Source organism: Rahnella contaminans, assembly GCF_011065485.1.
Lineage (GTDB): Bacteria > Pseudomonadota > Gammaproteobacteria > Enterobacterales > Enterobacteriaceae > Rahnella > Rahnella contaminans.
In genome coordinates, this window is record NZ_JAADJS010000004.1 from 366,955 (window position 1) to 387,921 (window position 20,967).

Sequence of the window (20,967 nt, forward strand, 5' to 3'; positions counted from 1 at the left end):
AGTGACAGGCGACGACCGGTTATTTCAGCTGTCCGTAATAGGCATTTTTCCCGTGTTTGCGCAGGTAATGCTTGTCCATCAGCGTCTGTTGCATATCGCCAAGTGCGGGCGTCAGCTGGCGGGAGAATATGCCCATGTAGGCGCATTCCTCCAGCACGACGGCGTTATGCACGGCGTCGGTGGCATTTTTCCCCCAGGCGAATGGCCCGTGAGAATGCACCAGAACCGCCGGAACCTGCATGGCGTCCAGACCCCGCTCCAGGAAGGTTTCGATTATGACGTTGCCGGTTTCCAGTTCGTACGCGCCGTTGATTTCTGCTTCGGTCATCCGGCGCGTGCAGGGAATATTGCCGTAGAAGTAATCAGCGTGCGTGGTGCCCCATGCCGGTAAATCCAGCCCGGCCTGCGACCAGATTGTCGCGTGTCGGGAATGCGTATGCACAATGCCGCCGATTTCCGGAAACTGCCGGTAAAGCGCCAGATGCGTGGCGGTATCCGACGACGGATTTTTGTCGCCTTCGATGCGCTCGCCGGTATGCAGATCGACGATGACCATGTCGCTGGCGCACATGTCGGTATATTCCACGCCCGACGGTTTGATCACCACCCGCCCCTTTTCGCGGTCAACCGCGCTGACGTTGCCCCAGGTAAACGTCACCAGATGATGCGCAGGCAGCGCCAGATTGGCCTCCAGTACGGCCTGTTTCAGCTGTTCTAACATGCGAATTCTCCTTCCTGCATTTTGGCTTCAATCCACTGACGGGCTTTGATGATTTCCAGTACCGGCTCGGCGGCGGTTTCCGTCCACATTTCGATGAGGAATGCGCCGCGATAATTCAGCGCGCCCAGCGTGCGGAAAAAGCCGGTGAAATCGACACAGCCGTCGCCGAACGGCACATCGCGGAACTGGCCTTTAGAGGTCGCGGTGACCGGGTAGGTATCTTTCAGGTGGATAGCGGCGATGCGGTCAATGCCCAGCGCCAGCTCCGACGGAATGTCGTTTCCCCACGCGCTGAGATTGCCGATGTCCGGGTACACGCTGAACCACGGTGAATTCAGGCGCTCATCCCATGCTTTCCATTTGGTTATCGAATTCATGAATTCGGTGTCCATGATTTCGACCGCCAGCGTGACCTGCGCGGCGGCGGCCTGTTCGACTGCCCACGCCAGCCCTTCGGCAAATCGTTCGCGGGTACCTGCGTCGGACGCTTCGTAATACACGTCATAACCGGCCAGCTGTAAGGTGCGGATCCCTAGGTCGCGCGCCAGTTTGATGGCTTTGGTCATCACTTCCCGTGCACGTTCGCGGACGCTTTCATCGTGGCTGCCGAACGGAAAACGGCGGTGTGCGGAAAGGCACATCGACGGAATGGAGACACCGATTTCCATCATCGCTTCGACCAGCGCGACGCGTTGCGTGATGCTCCAGTCGAGGCGCGACAGGCGCTCATCGGTTTCATCCACCGACATTTCAACAAAATCAAAGCCGCAGCTTTTCGCCAGCGCCAGTCTTTCCGGCCAGCTCAGATGTTTGGGCAGCGCTTTTTCATAGATGCCCAGCGGATGTTTTCTCATGCCGTTGCTCCCCAGATTGCGCTGATTTGCTGGTGAAAAGCCTGCGCGACCTGCGCGGGTTGCGTTGCGTCGGATAACGCGCGTCCGGCGATGAACGCCTGCACGTCGATATCGCGGAACAGTGGTAAATCCGCAGGCGTGATGCCGCCGGTGACGGAAAGGCGCAGGCCGATATCCGACAGCTGTTTCATGCGATCCAGATCCTGCTGGCCCCAGGTTTGTCCGCTGGCCTGCGCGTCGCGTCCGCGGTGGTAAATCGCCTGACGGATCCCCGCCGCGTGCCAGTCGCGCGCATCCTGCATCGTCCAGTTGCCGAAAAGTTCTATCTGGATTTCACCCTGATACGTTTTCGCCACGTCGTGCGCTTTGATAACCGTCGCCAGTGGTGCGGCGCAAATCACCGTCATCCAGTTAGCCCCGGCTTGAAATGCCTCCAGCGCCAGTGTTTCTCCGGCGTCGGCCACTTTCAGGTCGGCCACCAGAATCTTATACGGGCAAAGTTCACGCAGCATTTCTACGGCCTGCAATCCTTCGCAGAGACACAAAATGGTGCCCGCCTCGATGATGTCGACGTGATTTTTCAGCGCCTTCGCGGTGCGCAGCGCGGCCGGAAGGTCGGTATGATCCAGCGCCAGCTGGAGCAGAGGTTTAGTCATGATGAGTTTTTTCCTGTGAGTCAGCCGCCGCGCATCGGGCGTGGAAACCGCCCAGTGCGTCGATCAGGAACTGGTAACGTTGTGATTTTTTCTGATAGGCCATCTGCGCACCGACGTCGGGTTCCAGGCGCCTCACGGCAAAATGCAGATGGCGCTGGGCCCGCGCGAAAGTGGGATACACGCCGGTGCCGACCATCGCCGCCAGCGCCGCGCCCAGACAGCCGGTTTCTTCGATCTGAGGGAGTTCCACCGGCATGCCGCTGACGTCGGCCAGCATCTGCATCCAGACCTCTGAACGCGCCGGACCGCCGGTGACGCGCAGGGTTTTCGCCTGCGGAAAGCGTTCGAGCATGCGGTTAAGGTGCGTCATATGGCTGAACACCACGCCTTCGTAAACCGCCTGCAACAAATGGCCGCGATGGTGCAGTGATTGCAGGCCATAGAATCCGGCGGTCATTTCCACACCCTGATTGCTGCCATAAAGGAAGGGCAGGAACAGAACGTCGGTTGCGGCTTTCGGCAGGGCGCTGACGGCGCGGTTAATCTCGTCAAACGCCATGCCGCCGGTTTGCTGGTTGAGCCATTCGAGATTAGCGGAGGACGTCGGGCTGGCTTCGTGGATGAGATAGCCTTCGCCGCCAGCGTAGCGGCCATAAACGTACGGATGATTTTCCTGCGCCTCCATTTCCGCTGATATTCCGCTGGTGACCGCCCACGTGCCCATCACCGCATTCAGGGTGAATTCGTCGTGAAGTCCAGCGCAAAGCGCGGTAGAGACCACATCGAATAATCCGCCAGCCACCGGCGTGCCTGCGGTTAATCCGGTCAGCGCCGCGACGTCTGGCGTCACGGTTCCGCAGATTTCCGCCGAACCCACCACCGGCGGCAGCGCTGCGCTGATATCGGCAATCCCTAACATTTCAGCCAGCCGTGCGTCGTAACCGCCATTCGCCATGTGGTACAGATTGGATTCGGAGATGTTGGTTTCTTCGCAACCGCGCACGCCGGTCAGGCAATAACGCAGATAATCGTGCGCCATCATTACCGTGCCAATTTGCTGATAACGCTCCGGCTGATGCAGTTTTATCCAGCGCAGCAATGACACCGGATGCCCGGCCCACAGCGCCTGACGGGTCAGCGGATAGATTTGCTGATGCAAGCCGTCACGCTGCCAGGCGCTGACCACATCACCGGCGCGGCGGTCGGAGGACAAAATCCCCCGGCCCAGCGGATTTCCGGCTTTATCCAGCAGGAATAAGCCTTTGCCCTGCGCAGAAATGCCGATGCCTTTCACCTGATTGCCGCTGACGTTTTGCTGGCGCAGCAGCGCGGCAATACAGCTGACGCACGACGCCCACAGCGCAGGCATGTCACGCTCGGCCCAGCCGGGATGGTCGCTCAGAACCGGCAGGGACTGGCGGCAAACGCCAGACTCCTGCCCCGTGTGATCGTACAATCCTGCCTTGAGGTAGGTGCCGCCGCAGTCGATCCCTAACCAGTATTCTCCGGATGAAGCGTTCATCGTATTTCCTCAGGCTGCTGTCGGACGGCTGTCGGGTAATTGGTTCGCCGATTGCGCCGGAACGTCACACCGTGCGGGCAACAGCAATGCCATCAGTGCCGCCAGCGTGAGCGAGATCGCCAGACAATAAACACCGGCATCTTTGCTGTAGAACGTGATGAGCAAACCGACGGCATACGGCCCGCAGAATCCGCCCAGATTGCCCAGCGCGTTAATCACACCGCGTGCGCCACCGGCCATTTCCGCGCTGAAAAGCTTGGCGGGAATGGTCCAGAAAACACCGGCGGCGGATTGCAGGAAGAAACCGCAGCCAACCAGCGCGGCATACGAAAGCCAGACGGTGTTTTTCAGCATCACCGACAGGAACATGCAGGCTGCAAAGCCGAGGAGGGGCAGGAACACGTACAATTTGCGTTTGCCGGTGCGGTCAGACAGCGAGGAGAACAGCAGCATGCCCGCCACGGCGCCGATGTAAGGCAGGATCGCGAGGACGCCGACCTGGCCCATAGTGGAATGTGTCAGCTCTTTCAGGATGGTCGGCAGCCACAGGGTGTAGCCGTAAATGCCGGTCTGATAGAAGAAATTCAGGGCGATAAGCTGCCACATCGTCCGGTTGGCCAGCACCGCGCCGAGCGAGGCGTTTCTGACTTCTTTCCCCGCTATGGCTTTCTGTTCGGCGGCCAGCGTCGATATCAGCCAGTTTTTTTCTTCGGGCGAAATCCAGCGCGCCTCCTGCGGGCGGTCACAAACGGTCAGCACCCACATCGCCAGAACGGCGGCGGAAAGCAACCCTTCAATGATGAACAGCCAGCGCCAGTCGAGTGCGCTGATGATCCAGCCGGAGAGGGGAGCGGTGATGATCCCGGCGATGGGCACGAACATGATCACAATCGCGTTCGCCCTGCCGCGTTCGGCATCGGGGAACCAGTTGCTGATCATCGTCAGTACGACCGGCAGCATGCCGCCTTCTGCAACGCCCAGCGAGAAGCGCAGGAAGAGCAGCTGATACTGATTGGTGACCAGGCCGGTGAGAATCGAAATAATGACCCACGCAACCAGTGACCAGCCGATGAATTTCTTACCACTGCCGTGAACCGCGATTTTCCCGCCTGGTACCTGAAGGAATAAATACCCGAGGAAGAATATGCCGCCAGCCAGCCCGGCCATTGATGCGGTAATGCCTAATTCAGCGTCCATTCCGCCCGGCATGGCAAAGGCAATATTTACCCTGTCCATATAAGAGATAATACAGGCAATCAGGATTGGTGGAATAATTCTAAGCCAGCGCTGTTTGGGTATTTCTTTTAATGAACGATTGCTTTGCAGAGTGTCAGAGTTCTTATTCATAACTTATTACCTTAATAATGAGTTACAGAGCCCGTTTAACAGACGAGCGGGTTTCCCCTCAGAAAAAAGGGATGTGGTGTAAAATAAGATGTCGCTATTTTATGATTGTTATTTTTTATTGATTGCCAGATTCATGGCCTTAATACCGTCCTGCAAAATAGCAATACGATGATCCACGCCGGCGCTGGCATTAATTTCCAGTAATTTAATTCCCGAGAAGTTCAGGGATTCCGGTGGTGCGTGCCGGAACATTTCGGCGGCAATATCGACGGTCATCAGGCTTTCCTGACATTCCGCTTCACTGCCTGCGAACGGCGCAAACGGTGCGTGCAGATCTTGCCAGTCGCCATAAACACCTTCGCGGGTGGTGCCCGAGAACATCAGCGCCTGAAGAACACCGGCCTGCTGGCTGATTTGCAGATGTTCCAGCGGCAGGGACGTATTGCGGCCTTCAATGGCGGAACGCGCCCAGTTGATACACACTCCGGCCGTTTTCCCGGTGTAAGCTTTGGCCTCAGCAATCGCCGTCAGTTCGTGCGCCAGCGGCAGAAAACCTTTGCGTGAAGCCGGTTTATCCAGCGCATCGCAATGCTCGATAACCAGCCCGCACGGCCAGTCCCAGCTCAGGATTTCCTTCAGGGACTCCGTAAAACAGCGCGCGGCAAGACTGACATTTTGTGTGCCAGCCAGCGGCGCGGACTGCAACTCCACGGCCAGCACTTTGTTTCTGCCAACGCGCGTATTGGTCTGCTCAACCTTTTCGAAAATGTGGCGGTAATAGCCAACACAGGCGCGACGCTGTTCAGCGTCTTCGGACGCCAGCCCGAAGCCCGGCAAGGTTCCGCGCCTGCGCATGGTTTCCATCACCCCGGTCACCACGATGTCCCACTCGTCAGGCAGATGGCGGAATAACCATTCATCGCCATACGGATGTAACGTTTCAAGACAAGGTTGTTCTATTCCACGGATCCCCGGAATATCGGCCAGCTTGCGCCAGAATTCGCTTTCTTCATTTTCATTTCGCTGATGAAAAGAGGGCGCGCAAGGATAAGCGCCGACAATAAAGCCTGCATGCTTTTGCATAGATATTTCCCCATTGAATTAACTGTCTTCCCGAACTGTTTTATCCTGACGGTTACCCGAGTTTATCCACTTTTACTTTGACGACAATTTTTCGGATATTACTGACGGTATGATGAATACACGCCGGGCGGTGAACATCCTGCGGGAAGAATATGGCGTAGGTTCCCGGTATCATGATAATTTCGGATTCGTTTTCCATGTCGTGATAAAAAATAATGTCTCGTTCTTCAAGCAATGACTGAGATATTAGATTATTCCCCCGGTCGGCGGCATAACCAATAATTTCATTGCCCCAGGCTAAAAATTGAATATCAATATAACGACGGTGAACTTCGGGCTGATTTTCCGTTTTCTCTTTGGTCGTCAGATCGAGGATCTGCGCATAAATATCCCTGCCTTCAATTTCGACGACGCCGGTTTCCAGAGCGCGAAAATCCGTGGTGCGTAGAAAATTCAGTGCCTTCTCAATCGCTGCGGGAAACGTACAGGGATACGGGTTGCTGATATGTCCGGATATCATGAGCCAGCTCCTTATAAGGCCTGAATTTTCGCCCAAACGCTGTCATCGACGGTGATCCCGTTGCGGCGGTTTTCTGCCAGCAGGCGGGTGAATTCGTGGCCCGGCAGGCGCACGGCTTCGTCCGGATTATTGCGTTCGGCGGTGGTGACGTAATCCATAATGCGCCGGAGTTTTGCATCGCGGGTCGCGCCGTCAATCAGGCGGTCAACTTCGATGGCGATGAAAATCTGCGAAATCCCGTATTCATCCGAGTTGTCTTCGGTGACTTCCGCCACGGACGCGCCGTCGGAAAGCAGAGTGGCAATCATGTCCAGCACAATGGATAAACCGGAACCTTTCCAGTAGCCCATCGGCAAAATGCGCCGGTTCTTTTCTATAACGCCGGGCTCGCGGGTCAGCTGGCCGTTGTCGTCGAAGCCGCCGTCGACCGGCAGTTCACGGCCTGCGAGACGGTTCACTTCCAGCATACCGTAGGAGAACATCGACATCGACATATCCACCATGGTGATCGGCGAGCCGGGGATGGCGACGATCAGCGGGTTCGTGCCGATGCGGCATTCTTTTGCGCCCCACGGTGGCATAACCGCGATGGAGTTCGTCCAGCAAATCCCGATGTAACCTTTTTCTGCCGCCTGCCAGCCGTAACTTCCGCCGCGCATCCAGTGGTTGGCATTGCGTAACGCCACCAGCCCGATGCCGTGGTCGGAGGCCAGAGAGATGGCGCGATCCATCATTTTTTTCGCCGTCAGATTGCCGATTGAGCGCTGCGCATCCCACTGTTCAATGGCGCCCAGCGACAGGATTTTCTTCGCCACGGCGTCCGGGTGAATGTCACCCTGATCCAGTTGCTGAATGAAGCGCGGGAAACGGTTTACGCCGTGGGAATACACGCCGGACTCTGTGGTTTGGGCAAACATCGTGGCGCATTCATCTGCGACGTCAGGTTTGACGTGGCGCGCGATAAGCACCCTTTTGAACTCCTTTTGCAACGTTTCAAAGCTCAGTTTCATACCTTTCTCCGGTGAGATTGTTAAATGTTTGGTTGTTTTTAGATCTCTATATTTCACTATGTGGAATATGATTTCAAAAATCTACTCTTGTCCGGTACGGATAACAATCCATCCGGGTATTTTTAAAACGCTTTAAAATCAGTTGGATAAAAAATTCATGTCCGGTTCGTGATGAAGGACACATTTTAGGCAAGTCAAAAAGCAGGCAGGGAAAAGGAGTTATTTCGCGTGTGAAGGAAGTTTGCTATACCATCGGTTCAGGATTGAAACGCCATCGGCACAACGGGAATTCTTCAAGGTATGAAAGACGCAGAGAACGAACAGGGCAAAGATAAACCGGCAGGAAGTCAGAGCCTGTTCCGTGGGTTACAGCTGATCGAAATCCTCAGCAATTACCCGAACGGCTGCCCGCTGGCGCATCTTTCTGAACTGGCGGAACTGAATAAAAGCACGGTTCACCGTTTACTTCAGGGGCTGCAATCCTGCGGTTATGTCACGCCTGCTCCGGCGGCAGGAAGTTATCGCTTAACCACCAAATTTATTTCTGTCGGCCAGAAGTCACTGTCTTCCCTGAATATTATCCACGTCGCCGCGCCCCATCTTGAAGCACTGAATATCGCGACTGGCGAAACCGTTAATTTCTCCAGCCGGGAAGACGACCACGCCATTCTGATTTACAAGCTGGAACCGACCACCGGAATGCTGCGAACCCGCGCCTACATTGGCCAGCATATGCCGCTGTATTGCTCGGCGATGGGCAAAATCTACATGGCATACGGGCATCAGGATTACGTGCCGGCTTACTGGGAAAGTCACAGCGAACAGATCCAGCCGCTGACCCGCAATACGATTGTCAGCCTGAAAGAGATGGACAAAGAGCTGGCACAGATCCGCGAACAGGGCCTGGCGATGGACAGGGAAGAAAATGAGCTTGGCGTATCCTGTCTGGCGGTGCCTGTGTTTGATATCCACCGGCGCGTGACGTACGCCGTCTCGATTTCACTCTCGACGGCAAAACTCGGCGTGATCGGCGAAGAAGCCCTGCTGAAACCGCTGAAGGAAACCGCGGCCGCGATTTCCGGTGAGCTTGGGCTGAAAGTGGGGTGAGATCACCAGTCCTGCGGCATTTCTTCATGCCCGGCGCGGAACTGGCCCCGGGGCATGATATTTAACGTTTCATGCAATTCTGACCAGACCAGCACAATCTCGCCGCTTTTCAGCTGGCGTTTAACATCATCGACTTTTTGCTCCAGAGAACGTTCCTGCTCACCGTAATCGGTGCCTTCGCGCAATACGAAAGACTCCACCACACTGGTGAGCAGTTCGGCGTCCAGTTCCTGCCAGGGGATAATCACTTTATTGCTTCCTTTGTCTTTGATTCTAAATACGGGGCGATCCAGGCCGGAATGCGTTGTTCCAGCCACATTTTCGGGTGTCGCAGGCTGCCGGAAACAAAGCCGACATGCCCGCCATGTTCTGTTAACTGATATTCCACGCAAGCCGGTAAATCTTCTGCTTTCGGGATGACGTCCGGCGTCATAAACGGATCGTCTTTGGCGTGGATAATCAGCAACGGCGTTCTGACCTGCGCCAGCAGCGGCATACCGCTGCACCGGCGGTAATAATCCAGCGCGTCGGTAAAACCGTGCGCTTTTGAGGTGATGGCATCATCGAAATCACGGATACGGCGCATGGCTTTCAACTGCGACAGCGTGACGGGCAGTGTTCCCGGATATTTTGCCAGTTTGCGCGAGGCATTACCTTTGAGCTGGTCGAGTAAATATCGCTGATAAATCCTTGATGAACCTTGTTCCAGCCGGTAGGCGCAAGGCTCCAGCATCAGTGGTGCAGATACCACAACCGCCGCCTGGAGTGTGCAATTTTCGCCTTCCTGCCCGAGATAACACGCCAGCATATTGCCGCCGAGCGAAACGCCCACGGCACCGGTCGGCACTTCGCCATAAGTTTCATTGAGCCAGCGGATGAAAAAGCGGGCATCTTCGGTTTCACCGGAATGATAAATGCGCTGAAGTTTATTGGGTTCGCCGCTGCATCCGCGAAAATGCATCACGACGCCGAGCCAGCCTTTGTCTTTCCACGCCTGTAATAATCCGTGAGCGTACGGGCTGTAAAAACTGCCTTCCAGCCCGTGAAACAAGATCATGCGTGGTTTATGCCGCGCCTTTTCCGGATCTTCACTCCACGCGAGATCCAGAAAATCGCCGTCCGGCGTATCCAGTCTTTGCCAGTGAGGTTTGAGCTTTGCATGACGGCGCACCAGACGCGGTAACAGCGTCTGGATGTGCGGATTACTGCCCCCGCGCAGGGGACGAAAGGATTCAACCATAAGATGAATAAATTTCTCTTAAGAGGCTCTTGTGCGATCAATATCACGCTGTTAGCTTCAATGCTATCGCACATCTTTCGGGTCGGAGTACCCAAATTAAATGGAACTCGGTTTATTTTTCTCAATGCTCGGATTTTTATGGGTCGCTGCTATCACCCCAGGCCCGAACAATATGTTGTTAACCACGTCTGGCGCTAACTTCGGTTTTTTCCGCTCAATCTGGCTGATGGTGGGCATTATGCTCGGCATGCAAAGTATTTTGCTGCTGGTGGCCTTCGGTGTCGGCGGGCTGATTACGGTTTATCCGGCGTTACACCTTTTCCTCAAAATTGCCGGGAGCCTGTATCTGCTGTGGCTGGCGTGGAAAATTGCCACGTCTGCCTATGAAACGCTGGAAACCGGCGCACCGCCACCGAAGCCAATCCGTTTATATCAGGGCTGGCTGTTGCAATTCCTCAACCCGAAAGCCTGGCTGATGGGACTTGGCGCGGTTGCCAGTTTCAGTCTGGCGGGCGAGGCATACAACCATTCGATTGCCGGTATCAGCCTCGGGATGTTCCTGGTGAATCTGGTTTCCGGGATTATCTGGCTCGGATTCGGTACGGTGATTGGGCGCCTGCTGCGCAGTAAGCGCGCGTGGTACACCTTTAACATCGCGATGGGTATTCTCACCGCGGCCTGCGTATTGTTGATCTGGCACTGAGATGCAATGCAAAAAGGAGCCTCGCGGCTCCTTTTTCATAAATGATGGTTTACAAAACAACTAGTCGAGATCAAGTGCTTTCGACATTTCTTCCAGTTGCTCCTGCGCATCGAGCCAGGTCATTTCGGTTTCTTCCAGCGCGCCTTTGACTTTGGTCTGCTGTTGCAGACATTCGGTCAGTTCGACTTTACGGCTGTTGTCATAAATCGCGGAATCGGCCAGACGCTCTTCAATGGTCGCCAGCTCAGTGCTGAGTTTTTCCATCTGCGCTTCAAGTTTGGTGATTTGCTTACGCAGCGGCTGAGTCTGGTTGCGGAAATCGGCTTCGCGGCGCTTCTGATCTTTACGCGACTGCGCGCTGTTCACGCCCCCGTCTTTGGCCGGTGCATCCTGCTGGCTTTCCTGACGCTGAATATCCACCAGCCATTGCTGATAATCCTCCAGATCGCCGTCGAACTGTTCCACTTTGCCGCCGTGAACCAGATACAAATCGTCGGTAGTCGAACGCAGTAAGTGACGGTCATGCGAAACCACAACCATCGCGCCTTCGAAGTCGATTAATGCTTCGGTCAGCGCCTGCCGCATGTCGAGATCCAGGTGGTTGGTCGGTTCATCGAGCAGCAGCAGGTTAGGGCGCTGCCAGACGATGAGCGCCAGCACCAGACGCGCCTTTTCGCCGCCGGAGAAACGTCCGGTCGGATCAGTGACTTTGTCGCCGTGGAAACCAAATCCGCCGAGATAATCGCGCAACTGCTGTTCGGTTTCTTTGTTCGCCAGACGCACCAGATGTTGCAACGGTGAATCTTCAGCACGTAAAAACTCCAGCTGATGCTGGGCGAAGTAACCGAGCTTAACGCCTTTCGCCAGACCGATATCGCCCTGAAGCGGCGGCATGGTACCGGCCAGTAGTTTGATCAGCGTCGATTTACCGGCACCGTTACGGCCCAGTAAGCCGATACGCGATCCCGGCACCAGATTCAGTTTGATCGACTCCAGAATGGTGGTGTCACCATAACCGGCGCTGACTTTTTCCATACGCAGCAGCGGATCGGGCAAACTTTCCGGCGAACGGAAGCTAAAATGAAAAGGATTGTCGACGTGTGCCGGTGCAATCAGTTCCATGCGTTCCAGCATTTTGATACGGCTTTGCGCCTGCTTGGCTTTGGTCGCCTGCGCACGGAAACGGTCGATATAACTTTGCAGATGCGCCACTTTTTCCTGCTGACTTTCAAACAATGCCTGCTGTTGCGACAGTTTGGTCGCACGCTGACGTTCGAAAGACGAGTAGTTGCCGGTGTATTCGTTCAGCGATTGCTGTTCGATATGCAGGATTTTATCGACAATCGGATCCAGGAAATCGCGGTCATGGGAAATCAGGACCAGCGTCCCGGTATAGCCTTTCAGCCATTTTTCCAGCCAGATGACGGCGTCTAAATCCAGGTGGTTGGTCGGTTCGTCGAGCAGCAGTAAATCAGAACGACAAATCAGCGCCTGCGCCAGGTTCAGGCGCATACGCCAGCCACCGGAGAAGGATTTCACCGGCTGCTGCAACTGATTCTGGGTAAAGCCTAAACCGCTGAGCAGGCTGGCGGCACGCGCCGGGATCGTCCAGGCATTAATCGCATCGAGCTTGCCGTGCAGTGTGGCGATAGCGTGGCCATCATCACGCTCATTGGCGTGCTGTAATTCGGATTCTAACTGACGAAATTCGCGATCGCCGTCGATAACATACTCTATCGCCGGTTCGTCAAGCGCTGGCGTTTCCTGATTCACCCAGGCCAGCGCCCAGTTAGACGGAAACGTCAGGTTGCCGGCATCGGCGCTCATTTCACCTTTTAACAGGGAAATCAGGGTGGATTTACCGCAGCCATTTTTGCCCACCAATCCGACTTTCTGGCCGGGATTGATAGTCGCAGACGCGTTGTCCAGCAGCACATTGGTGCCGCGTCGGATTTGTAAGGAGGAGAAAACAATCATAAAGCGCCGTGTTGAGAGTATGTTAAATTGTCATGATAATGATTTAAACAAGACGTATCGCGTCCCATTTAGTCTTTGCGAAGCATGGTAACGGAAAAACCGCACCCTGACGACGCTTTGGAGGTATTGATGTCGCAGCCACCAAAGGTTTTGCTGCTTTACGCTCACCCGGAATCACCCGATTCGGTCGCCAACCGCGTTTTACTGCAACAAGCCCAGCAGCTCGGACATGTCACTGTGCATGATTTGTACGCTCACTATCCTGATTTTTTTATTGATATTCATCGCGAGCAGCAATTGCTCCGCGACCACAAAGTGATTGTTTTCCAACATCCTCTTTATACCTACAGTTGCCCGGCGCTGCTGAAAGAGTGGATGGATCGCGTTCTGGCGCGCGGTTTTGCCAGTGGTGCTGGCGGGAATGCGCTGAACGGAAAATACTGGCGTTCGGTTGTGACCACCGGCGAGCCGGAAGGGGCGTATAAAGCGGGCGGATATAACCGTTACCCGATGTCCGACATTATGCGTCCGTTCGAGCTGACGTCGGCGATGTGCCATATGCACTGGATGACGCCGATTATCATTTACTGGGCGCGCCGTCAGAAACCTGATGTGCTGCAAAGCCACGCCGAAGCTTATGGCGAATGGCTGAAATCCCCGCTGCCGAACGGAGGGATTGCCTGATGGACGGTTCAAATTTACCCGCCGCGATCTTGCTGTTTTTATTCGCGGCCGTGGTTGCAGTTCCTGTTGCCCAGCGTTTAGGGATTGGCGCGGTGCTCGGTTATTTGCTGGCCGGGATCGCCATCGGCCCGTGGGGGCTGGGCTTTATCCGCGACGTCGATGAAATTCTGCATTTCTCCGAGCTGGGCGTAGTGTTCCTGATGTTTATCATCGGGCTGGAGCTGAATCCGGGAAAACTGTGGGCGCTGCGGCGGCAAATTTTTGGCGTCGGCGCCGGGCAGGTGATTCTGACCGCGCTGGTGCTCGGCGGTTTATTGTGGCTGACGAAATTCTCCTGGCAGGCGGCGGTGATCGGCGGCATCGGGCTGGCGATGTCATCAACGGCGATGGCGTTGCAGCTGATGCGCGACAAGGGCATGACGCGTAATGAAGGCGGTCAGCTGGGTTTTGCCGTGCTGCTGTTTCAGGATATCGCGGTAATCCCTGCTTTGGCGCTGATCCCCATTCTGGCGGGCGGTTCTGAAGGCAGCAATAACTGGGAAATGATCGGCATGAAAGTGCTGGCTTTCGGCGGCATGCTGATCGGCGGGCGCTATCTGCTGCGGCCAATCTTCCGGCTGATTGTGGCCTCTGGCGTCCGCGAAGTTTTTACGGCGGCGGCGCTTCTCGTGGTCCTCGGTTCCGCGCTGTTTATGGATACGCTGGGCTTTTCGATGGCGCTCGGAACGTTCATCGCCGGTATTTTACTGGCCGAAAGTGAATATCAGCACGAACTGGAAATCGCGATAGAGCCGTTTAAGGGTTTACTGCTCGGGCTGTTCTTTATTTCCGTCGGCATGGCGCTCAATCTCGGCGTGCTTTACACCCATATTCTGCTGGTGCTGGCGGGCGTCATTATTCTCGTGACCGTCAAAGGCGCTGTGCTTTACGCGCTTTCGCGGATTTTTGGATTGCGGACGTCGGTTAGGTTGCAGTTTTCTGCCGTTCTCAGTCAGGGCGGGGAGTTTGCCTTCGTACTGTTCTCGGCTGCGGGGGCGCAGAAAGTCATTTCTTCCTCGCAGCTTTCGCTGTTGCTGGTGGTGGTGACGTTATCAATGATGACCACGCCGCTGCTGATGCAGTGGGTGGATCGCATTCTGGTTCGCCGCTACAACGACGGTGAAGAAAGCGATGAAAAACACTTTGTGCAGGATGATGAACCGCAGGTGATTATTGTCGGGTTCGGGCGTTTCGGGCAGGTGATTGGCCGTCTGCTTATGGCGAACAAAATGCGGATTACCGTGCTGGAGCGCGATATCAGCGCCGTCGGGCTGATGCGGACTTATGGCTACAAAGTGTATTACGGCGATGCAACTGAACTGGAATTGCTCAGGGCGTCTGGCGCGGAAAAAGCGAAGTCGATCGTGATTACCTGCGATGAGCCGGAAGATACGATGACCATCGTGCATCTTTGCCAGCAGCATTTTCCGCATCTGAATATTCTTGCCCGCGCCCGGGGGCGTGTTGAAGCACATGAGTTGTTGCAGGCCGGTGTGGCGAACTTCTCCCGCGAGACGTTTTCCAGTGCGCTGGAGTTAGGGAAAAAGGCGCTGGTGACGTTGGGCATGCATCCGCACAGCGCCTACCGTGCTCAGCAGCATTTCCGCCGTCTTGATATGCGGATGCTGCGTGAACTGGTGCCGCAAAACCGCGGCGACGTGGCGCAGATTTCCCGCGTGAAAGAAGCGCGGCGTGAGCTGGAAGATATCTTCCAGAGCGAAATGCACAACGAACGGCGTCAGCTTGACGGCTGGGACGATGATGAATAGTCCGGCAGACGAAAATTTTTTGTGCCGTCTGAATGAAAAATGACCGGAAGCAATGTCGAAAATTTCAGGAGAATTAACATGGCGTCTACCCGTAAACGTTTCATCGCTGGTGCGGTGTGTCCGAAATGTAAGGCGATGGATACACTGGCTTTATGGCAGGAAGATCAGGTCGAAGTGGTGGAGTGCGTGAAGTGCGGACACCACCAGCGGCAGACCGACGCGCAGGTCAGTAAGAAGCTGCGCCCGGAAGAGCAGGTGATTGGTATTTTCGATCCGAAGTAGCGTTATCGCTCGCGTTTTTTTATGCTGTTAAGTACAGAGACGCGGATTTCCGTTACACTCTTCGCCAAATTTATCCGGCGGTGCTTTTCAGGATGATCTCATCCAAAAGACGCCGTCACTGAATTAACCTTAAGCGAAGTAGCGATCGTTCCCGAAACGTTCGCAGACAACAAATTGAGTATCCAACGGTAGGAGTTATCATGAAAGTAGCAAAAGACCTGGTCATCAGTGTGGCATATCAGGTACGTACAGAAGACGGTGTGTTGGTTGACGAATCTCCGGTGAGCGCACCGTTGGATTACCTGCACGGCCATGGTTCCCTGATCTCCGGTCTGGAAACTGCACTTGATGGTCATGCTGTTGGTGATGTGTTCGATGTGCATGTAGGCGCAAACGACGCTTACGGAAACTACGACGAAAACCTGGTTCAGCGCGTACCGAAAGACGTCTTCATGGGCGTTGACGAGCTGGAAGTTGGCATGCGTTTTCTGGCTGACACCGATCAGGGCCCGGTTCCTGTCGAAATCACTGAAGTTGACGGCGACCACGTTGTGGTTGACGGTAACCACATGCTGGCGGGTCAGGATCTGAACTTCCACGTTGAAGTTGTTGCTATCCGCGAAGCGACTGAAGAAGAACTGGCTCACGGCCACGTTCACGGCGAACACGGCCATGATCATGGTCACGACCATGAACACGGTGACGGTTGCTGCGGTGGCCACGGCCACGACCATGATCACGGTAAAAAAGGCGGTTGTGGCGGCAACGGCGGCTGTGGTTGCCACTGATCACTTTGCCTGCAAAGCGATAAAAACGAAAGGCGCCGGAAGGGCGCCTTTTTGTTGCGTCGGAAACAGCATCAATAATGCGGCGGCGGCGTTTCTTCCGACTGATCGGCAATCATTGACGGCTGACTGGCGCGAAGCTTGTCTGTCAGCAGGCGCAGGTGATCATGCAATCTGCTCATTTCCAGCTGATGCTGGGTGACGATCAGATTGAGCTCTTCGATAGTAATTTCCTGAAAAGCCAGCTTGTTTTCCAGCATCTCCAGACGTTGTTCAACGGTGTTTGAGTCCATCATCATTCCCTCATTGTGCGTCCCAAGCCTCTCAGATTGAGCGCTGACCGGAACCTCATTCTGTATTGTAGACTGGCGATTCTACCCGTAAACCCGCCTGATTGCCTGACCTGCGGCGCTTTATCTGTACGCCCTGATAATTTTAGGAAACTAATTGATGCAAAAAAGGTCGGAATAAGACGCTAATGGCGTGTATAGAGATTGTTTTGTCGTGAGACGGACAGTTATAGTAACCGCCGAACTTTCGTAATTATTACCAGAGGTCACACACTTCTGGTCTTGGAGAAATGGATGAAATCACTGTTTAAAGTAACTCTGCTGGCAACTACCATGGCGATCGCCCTGAATGCCACTCAGGTTATGGCTGCTGAAGCCACAGCACCGGCCGCTGCTGCCCCTGCGCCAGCCGCTGCAGCTGCACCGGCAGCAACAGATAAGACCAAGTTCAAAAGTGATGACGAGCAGGCAGCGTATGCACTGGGTGCATCTCTGGGCCGTTACATGGACAATTCACTGAAAGAACAAGAAAAACTGGGCATCAAACTCGATAAAGACCAGCTGATCGCCGGTGTTCAGGACGCGTTTGCAAACAAAAGCAAACTGTCTGACCAGGAAATCGAGCAAACTCTGCAAACCTTCGAAGGCCGTGTGAAAGCATCTGCACAGGCTAAAATGGAGCAGGACGCTAAAGCTAACGCTGACAAAGGCGACAAATTCCGTGCTGATTTCGCCAAAGAAAAAGGCGTGAAGAAAACTGAATCTGGTTTGCTGTATCAGGTAGAGAAACCAGGTACCGGCGCAGCGCCGAAAGACAGCGATACCGTTGTTGTTAACTACAAAGGCACCCTGACCGACGGGACTGAGTTCGATAACTCTTATACTCGTGGCGAGCCACTGTCCTTCCGTCTTGACGGTGTTATCCCAGGCTGGACCGAAGGCCTGAAACACATCAAGAAAGGCGGCAAAATCAAGCTGGTCATCCCACCAGAACTGGCTTACGGCAAAACTGGCGTCCCGGGGATCCCGGCTAACTCCACTCTGGTGTTCGATGTTGAACTGCTGGACGTGAAAGCAGCGCCAAAAGCTGATACAAAAGCTGCTGAAAAACCTGCTGAAGCCGAAGCTGCGCCGAAAGCTAACTAAGCTACCGCACAGTTGCTGCATGAAACCGTCGCTTAATGCGGCGGTTTTTTTTCGTCAGTAACTTTTATTTGAACCAGCCCCTCATTTTATTGCGGTTACTCTATGATGATAACTTGACGCTTTTGTCTGCCCGGCATAACGTCACAGATCCATATACTCGCAAGGCCGTTTTTTCTGTACTTTTGATACAGTAACGACCCTGGAACGATGAATAATGCGCTCTGACTCCCGTTGGAAGGCGCGATATAGAGGGTGGTAGCTTCGATGTCTAATTCGCTTATAACTGGCGAAACCGGCGATCTGGATTTGCTGGACCAACGTCCTTTCAGCCAGGTCGACCATGAAATTTTGTCTTCATACGAGGCCGTGGTGGACGGGCTTGCTATGCTGATTGGTGAGCACTGCGAAATTGTTCTTCATTCACTGGAAGATCTGAAATGCTCTGCGGTTCGCATCGCCAATGGCGAACATACCGGCCGCAAAATCGGCTCACCGATTACGGATCTCGCGCTGCGCATGTTACATGACATGACCGGTGCTGACAGCAATGTCTCCAAAGCCTATTTCACCCGTGCTAAAAGCGGTGTGCTGATGAAGTCGGTGACTATCGCCATCCGCAACCGTGAGCAGCGTGTCATCGGGCTGCTATGCATCAACATGAATCTTGATGTGCCTTTCTCGCAGATCATTCAGACCTTCATGCCGCCGGAAACGCAGGAAGTCGCTTCTTCGGTGAACTTCGCGTCGTCGGTTGACGATCTGGTCGCTCAGACGCTGGAATTCACCATTGAAGAGGTGAATGCGGACCGCAATGTTTCTAACAATGCGAAGAACCGTCAGGTTGTGCTGAATCTCTATGAAAAAGGTATTTTTGATATTAAAGATGCCATTAATCAGGTGGCTGACCGTCTGAATATTTCCAAGCACACGGTATATCTATATATCCGCCAGTTTAAAAGTGGTGACCTGGTGGGGAACGAACGTTGAAGCTCCGCTACTGCCTTTTGGTAACCGGTCCGGCGTATGGAACTCAGCAAGCCAGTGCGGCTTATCAGTTCGCACTGGCGCTCATTGCGAGCGGGCATCAGCTCAACAGCGTTTTTTTCTATCGCGAAGGCGTACTGAACGGCAACCTGCTTTCTGCGCCAGCCTCCGATGAATTCGATTTAGTGAGATCCTGGCAGAGAATGGCAGCCGATCATCAGGTGGCGCTGAATGTTTGTGTTGCTGCGGCTTTGCGTCGCGGTGTGATTGACGAAACGGAAGCCCATAATCAGGGGCACGGTCAGACTAACCTTCAACCGGGTTTCCATCTGACCGGCCTGGGCAGCCTTGCTGAAGCTTCGCTGACCTGTGATCGTATGGTGCAGTTCTGATGTGCTATTGCAGAGAACAATAATGAAGAAGGTAGCGTTTATATTCACGCAAGGACCGCATGGTTCTTCCGCCGGGCGCGAAGGTCTCGATGCGCTGCTTGCCACCTCAGCGCTTACCGAAGATATCGGCGTCTTTTTTATGGCAGACGGCGTTTTTCAGCTGATGCCTGCACAGCAGCCTGAAAAAATTCTGGCCCGTAATTATATCGCCACGTTCGGTGTGCTGCCCCTTTATGATGTCGACCAGTGCTTTATCTGCACCGAGTCGCTGAAGGCTCGCGGTTTATCTGCCGGGCATGAATGGGTGCTGGACGTTGAGCCGCTGTCTGTGGCTGAAATCCGCGACCGGCTGGCGAGTTACGATGTGGTGATGACGTTTTAAATCAGGAAATCCCATGCTTTTTACCCTTTCCAGTTCTCCGCAACATTGTGATTTTTCATTGCTTCTTAAGATGATTGCATCGGATGACGCGCTTTTGCTGATGCAGGATGGAGTACTCGCGGCGCTCCATGACAGTGAAGCCTGTGAACTGCTGAGTCAGCATGTTCAGTCAGTCTATGTCCTCAGCGAGGATCTGGCGGCCAGAGGATTGGTTGGTCAAATTTCGCACAAAATAACGTTGATCGACTATACTGGATTCGTCGCGCTGACTGAGAAACACACCCAGCAAACAGCATGGTGAATCAACGATGTGCTGTATATTTCTTGACACCCTCTTAGGTCAGCCCTAAAATTCTGCGTCCCCATATTAGCTAATGCTTTTTGTGGGGCGATTTATCACGCGTTTACAAAGTAGTTTATGAACCAAAATCCAGGAGCTTTTTAATGGCAACAATTAATCAGCTGGTACGCAAACCACGCTCTACGAAGGTTGCTAAAAGCAACGTTCCAGCGCTGGAAGCTTGCCCGCAGAAACGTGGCGTATGTACTCGTGTATATACTACCACCCCTAAAAAACCAAACTCCGCACTGCGTAAAGTCTGCCGTGTGCGTTTGACTAACGGTTTTGAAGTTACCTCCTACATCGGCGGTGAAGGTCATAACCTGCAGGAACACTCCGTGATCCTGATCCGTGGCGGTCGTGTAAAAGACTTGCCAGGTGTGCGTTATCACACCGTCCGTGGCGCGCTGGACTGTTCAGGCGTTAAGGATCGTAAGCAATCTCGTTCTAAATACGGCGTTAAAAAGCCGAAGTCTTAATGGTTCTCCGTTAAGTAAGGCCAAACATTTTCACTTTACTGTCAAAATAAACTCTTAGAGTTTTGGACAATCCTGAATTAACAACGGAGTATTTCCATGCCACGTCGTCGCGTCATTGGTCAACGTAAAATCCTGCCAGATCCTAAGTTCGGATCCGAACTGCTGGCAAAATTCGTAAACATTCTGATGGTAGATGGTAAAAAATCTACTGCAGAAGCAATCGTCTACACTGCTCTTGAGACCCTGGCTCAACGTAGCGGTAAAGGCCACCTGGAAGCTTTCGAAGTCGCTCTGGACAACGTTCGTCCGACTGTCGAAGTTAAGTCCCGCCGCGTAGGTGGTTCTACTTATCAGGTTCCAGTTGAAGTCCGTCCGGTTCGTCGTAATGCTCTGGCAATGCGTTGGATCGTTGAAGCTGCTCGTAAACGCGGTGATAAATCCATGGCTCTCCGCCTGGCGAACGAACTTTCTGATGCTGCAGAGAACAAAGGTACTGCAGTTAAGAAACGTGAAGACGTTCACCGTATGGCTGAAGCCAACAAGGCGTTCGCCCACTACCGCTGGTAATCACTTCGCTGTAGTTATGCTAACCAAGCGGGCGCTTCAAGAAGCCAACCCGCTTGGGTTAACTGAACTTGAACGTCCTAGTTATAGA

At 54.1% G+C, this 20,967-nt stretch carries 25 protein-coding genes; 13 read left to right on the plus strand and 12 right to left on the minus strand.

Translation table 11 applies throughout. The features are described from left to right. Positions 1-19: 19 nt before the first annotated feature. The 8 genes from araD to yiaK form a co-directional block, all read right to left on the minus strand. On the minus strand, positions 20-721 hold the full coding sequence (araD, locus tag GW579_RS18885; RefSeq protein WP_152327491.1) for an L-ribulose-5-phosphate 4-epimerase: 702 nt from the start codon (positions 719-721) through the stop codon (positions 20-22). Next, positions 715-1,575, minus strand: coding sequence for an L-ribulose-5-phosphate 3-epimerase (locus GW579_RS18890; protein WP_165061092.1), 861 nt, complete (start codon positions 1,573-1,575; stop codon positions 715-717). The genes araD and GW579_RS18890 overlap by 7 nt, the downstream gene beginning before the upstream one ends. Further along, positions 1,572-2,231, minus strand: coding sequence for a 3-keto-L-gulonate-6-phosphate decarboxylase UlaD (gene ulaD / locus GW579_RS18895; protein ID WP_165061095.1), 660 nt, complete (start codon positions 2,229-2,231; stop codon positions 1,572-1,574). The genes GW579_RS18890 and ulaD overlap by 4 nt, the downstream gene beginning before the upstream one ends. After that, positions 2,224-3,753, minus strand: coding sequence for an FGGY-family carbohydrate kinase (locus GW579_RS18900; protein WP_165061097.1), 1,530 nt, complete (start codon positions 3,751-3,753; stop codon positions 2,224-2,226). The genes ulaD and GW579_RS18900 overlap by 8 nt, the downstream gene beginning before the upstream one ends. Positions 3,754-3,762: 9 nt before the next feature. Further along, positions 3,763-5,100 (minus strand): MFS transporter, encoded by a 1,338-nt coding sequence (locus tag GW579_RS18905; RefSeq protein WP_165061100.1) that lies wholly within the window; start codon positions 5,098-5,100, stop codon positions 3,763-3,765. A gap of 108 nt (positions 5,101-5,208) precedes the next feature. After that, positions 5,209-6,183, minus strand: a complete 975-nt coding sequence (locus GW579_RS18910; protein ID WP_165061103.1) for a DUF4862 family protein — start codon at positions 6,181-6,183, stop codon at positions 5,209-5,211. Between the two features lie 52 nt (positions 6,184-6,235). Then, positions 6,236-6,703: a NanQ anomerase/TabA/YiaL family protein gene (locus GW579_RS18915; RefSeq protein ID WP_165061106.1), complete on the minus strand. Its 468-nt coding sequence runs from the start codon at positions 6,701-6,703 to the stop codon at positions 6,236-6,238. Positions 6,704-6,714: 11 nt separating this feature from the next. Beyond that, complete coding sequence (gene yiaK / locus GW579_RS18920; RefSeq protein WP_152327484.1) at positions 6,715-7,713, minus strand: 3-dehydro-L-gulonate 2-dehydrogenase; 999 nt, start codon at positions 7,711-7,713, stop codon at positions 6,715-6,717. Positions 7,714-8,013: 300 nt separating this feature from the next. On the opposite strand from yiaK, the gene GW579_RS18925 reads away from it, so the two are divergent. Beyond that, complete coding sequence (locus tag GW579_RS18925) at positions 8,014-8,820, plus strand: IclR family transcriptional regulator (RefSeq protein ID WP_152327483.1); 807 nt, start codon at positions 8,014-8,016, stop codon at positions 8,818-8,820. Positions 8,821-8,822: 2 nt separating this feature from the next. Here the strand turns inward: GW579_RS18925 and GW579_RS18930 are convergent, their stop codons facing one another. Further along, on the minus strand, positions 8,823-9,068 hold the full coding sequence (locus tag GW579_RS18930; protein WP_165061109.1) for a YheU family protein: 246 nt from the start codon (positions 9,066-9,068) through the stop codon (positions 8,823-8,825). Then, complete coding sequence (locus GW579_RS18935) at positions 9,065-10,060, minus strand: hydrolase (RefSeq protein WP_165061112.1); 996 nt, start codon at positions 10,058-10,060, stop codon at positions 9,065-9,067. The genes GW579_RS18930 and GW579_RS18935 overlap by 4 nt, the downstream gene beginning before the upstream one ends. 100 nt (positions 10,061-10,160) lie before the next feature. On the opposite strand from GW579_RS18935, the gene GW579_RS18940 reads away from it, so the two are divergent. Beyond that, positions 10,161-10,763, plus strand: coding sequence for a LysE family translocator (locus tag GW579_RS18940; RefSeq protein ID WP_152327480.1), 603 nt, complete (start codon positions 10,161-10,163; stop codon positions 10,761-10,763). Between the two features lie 60 nt (positions 10,764-10,823). Here GW579_RS18940 and GW579_RS18945 read toward each other — a convergent pair whose 3' ends face one another. Then, positions 10,824-12,740: an ABC transporter ATP-binding protein gene (locus tag GW579_RS18945; protein ID WP_152327479.1), complete on the minus strand. Its 1,917-nt coding sequence runs from the start codon at positions 12,738-12,740 to the stop codon at positions 10,824-10,826. Between the two features lie 129 nt (positions 12,741-12,869). Here GW579_RS18945 and kefG point away from each other — a divergent pair, with 129 nt between their 5' ends. From kefG to slyD, 4 genes are all read left to right on the plus strand, one after another. Further along, positions 12,870-13,424: a glutathione-regulated potassium-efflux system ancillary protein KefG gene (gene kefG, locus GW579_RS18950; RefSeq protein WP_165061115.1), complete on the plus strand. Its 555-nt coding sequence runs from the start codon at positions 12,870-12,872 to the stop codon at positions 13,422-13,424. Then, entirely contained in the window at positions 13,424-15,232 is a 1,809-nt protein-coding gene (kefB, locus tag GW579_RS18955; protein ID WP_152327478.1) for a glutathione-regulated potassium-efflux system protein KefB, read from the plus strand. The genes kefG and kefB overlap by 1 nt, the downstream gene beginning before the upstream one ends. A 78-nt stretch (positions 15,233-15,310) precedes the next feature. Next, complete coding sequence (locus tag GW579_RS18960; RefSeq protein WP_104923594.1) at positions 15,311-15,514, plus strand: YheV family putative zinc ribbon protein; 204 nt, start codon at positions 15,311-15,313, stop codon at positions 15,512-15,514. 200 nt (positions 15,515-15,714) lie between these two features. Beyond that, positions 15,715-16,302, plus strand: a complete 588-nt coding sequence (gene slyD, locus GW579_RS18965) for a peptidylprolyl isomerase (RefSeq protein ID WP_165061117.1) — start codon at positions 15,715-15,717, stop codon at positions 16,300-16,302. 71 nt (positions 16,303-16,373) lie between these two features. Here slyD and GW579_RS18970 read toward each other — a convergent pair whose 3' ends face one another. Continuing rightward, entirely contained in the window at positions 16,374-16,592 is a 219-nt protein-coding gene (locus GW579_RS18970; protein WP_112288598.1) for a protein SlyX, read from the minus strand. 291 nt (positions 16,593-16,883) lie between these two features. Between GW579_RS18970 and fkpA the strand changes: the two genes are divergently transcribed. From fkpA to rpsG, 7 genes are all read left to right on the plus strand, one after another. Beyond that, positions 16,884-17,735, plus strand: coding sequence for an FKBP-type peptidyl-prolyl cis-trans isomerase (gene fkpA, locus GW579_RS18975; protein ID WP_165061120.1), 852 nt, complete (start codon positions 16,884-16,886; stop codon positions 17,733-17,735). Positions 17,736-17,999: 264 nt separating this feature from the next. After that, positions 18,000-18,722: a helix-turn-helix transcriptional regulator gene (locus tag GW579_RS18980; protein ID WP_165061123.1), complete on the plus strand. Its 723-nt coding sequence runs from the start codon at positions 18,000-18,002 to the stop codon at positions 18,720-18,722. Further along, a complete protein-coding gene (tusD, locus tag GW579_RS18985; protein WP_165061126.1) occupies positions 18,719-19,111 on the plus strand; it encodes a sulfurtransferase complex subunit TusD in 393 nt (130 codons plus the stop codon). Before GW579_RS18980 ends, tusD begins: the two co-directional genes overlap by 4 nt. 22 nt (positions 19,112-19,133) lie before the next feature. Further along, on the plus strand, positions 19,134-19,493 hold the full coding sequence (gene tusC / locus GW579_RS18990) for a sulfurtransferase complex subunit TusC (protein ID WP_152327475.1): 360 nt from the start codon (positions 19,134-19,136) through the stop codon (positions 19,491-19,493). 13 nt (positions 19,494-19,506) lie between these two features. Then, entirely contained in the window at positions 19,507-19,794 is a 288-nt protein-coding gene (tusB, locus tag GW579_RS18995) for a sulfurtransferase complex subunit TusB (RefSeq protein WP_165061129.1), read from the plus strand. Between the two features lie 143 nt (positions 19,795-19,937). After that, positions 19,938-20,312 (plus strand): 30S ribosomal protein S12, encoded by a 375-nt coding sequence (rpsL, locus tag GW579_RS19000; protein ID WP_013573668.1) that lies wholly within the window; start codon positions 19,938-19,940, stop codon positions 20,310-20,312. Between the two features lie 96 nt (positions 20,313-20,408). After that, positions 20,409-20,879, plus strand: coding sequence for a 30S ribosomal protein S7 (gene rpsG, locus GW579_RS19005; protein ID WP_005969574.1), 471 nt, complete (start codon positions 20,409-20,411; stop codon positions 20,877-20,879). Positions 20,880-20,967 lie beyond the last annotated feature (88 nt).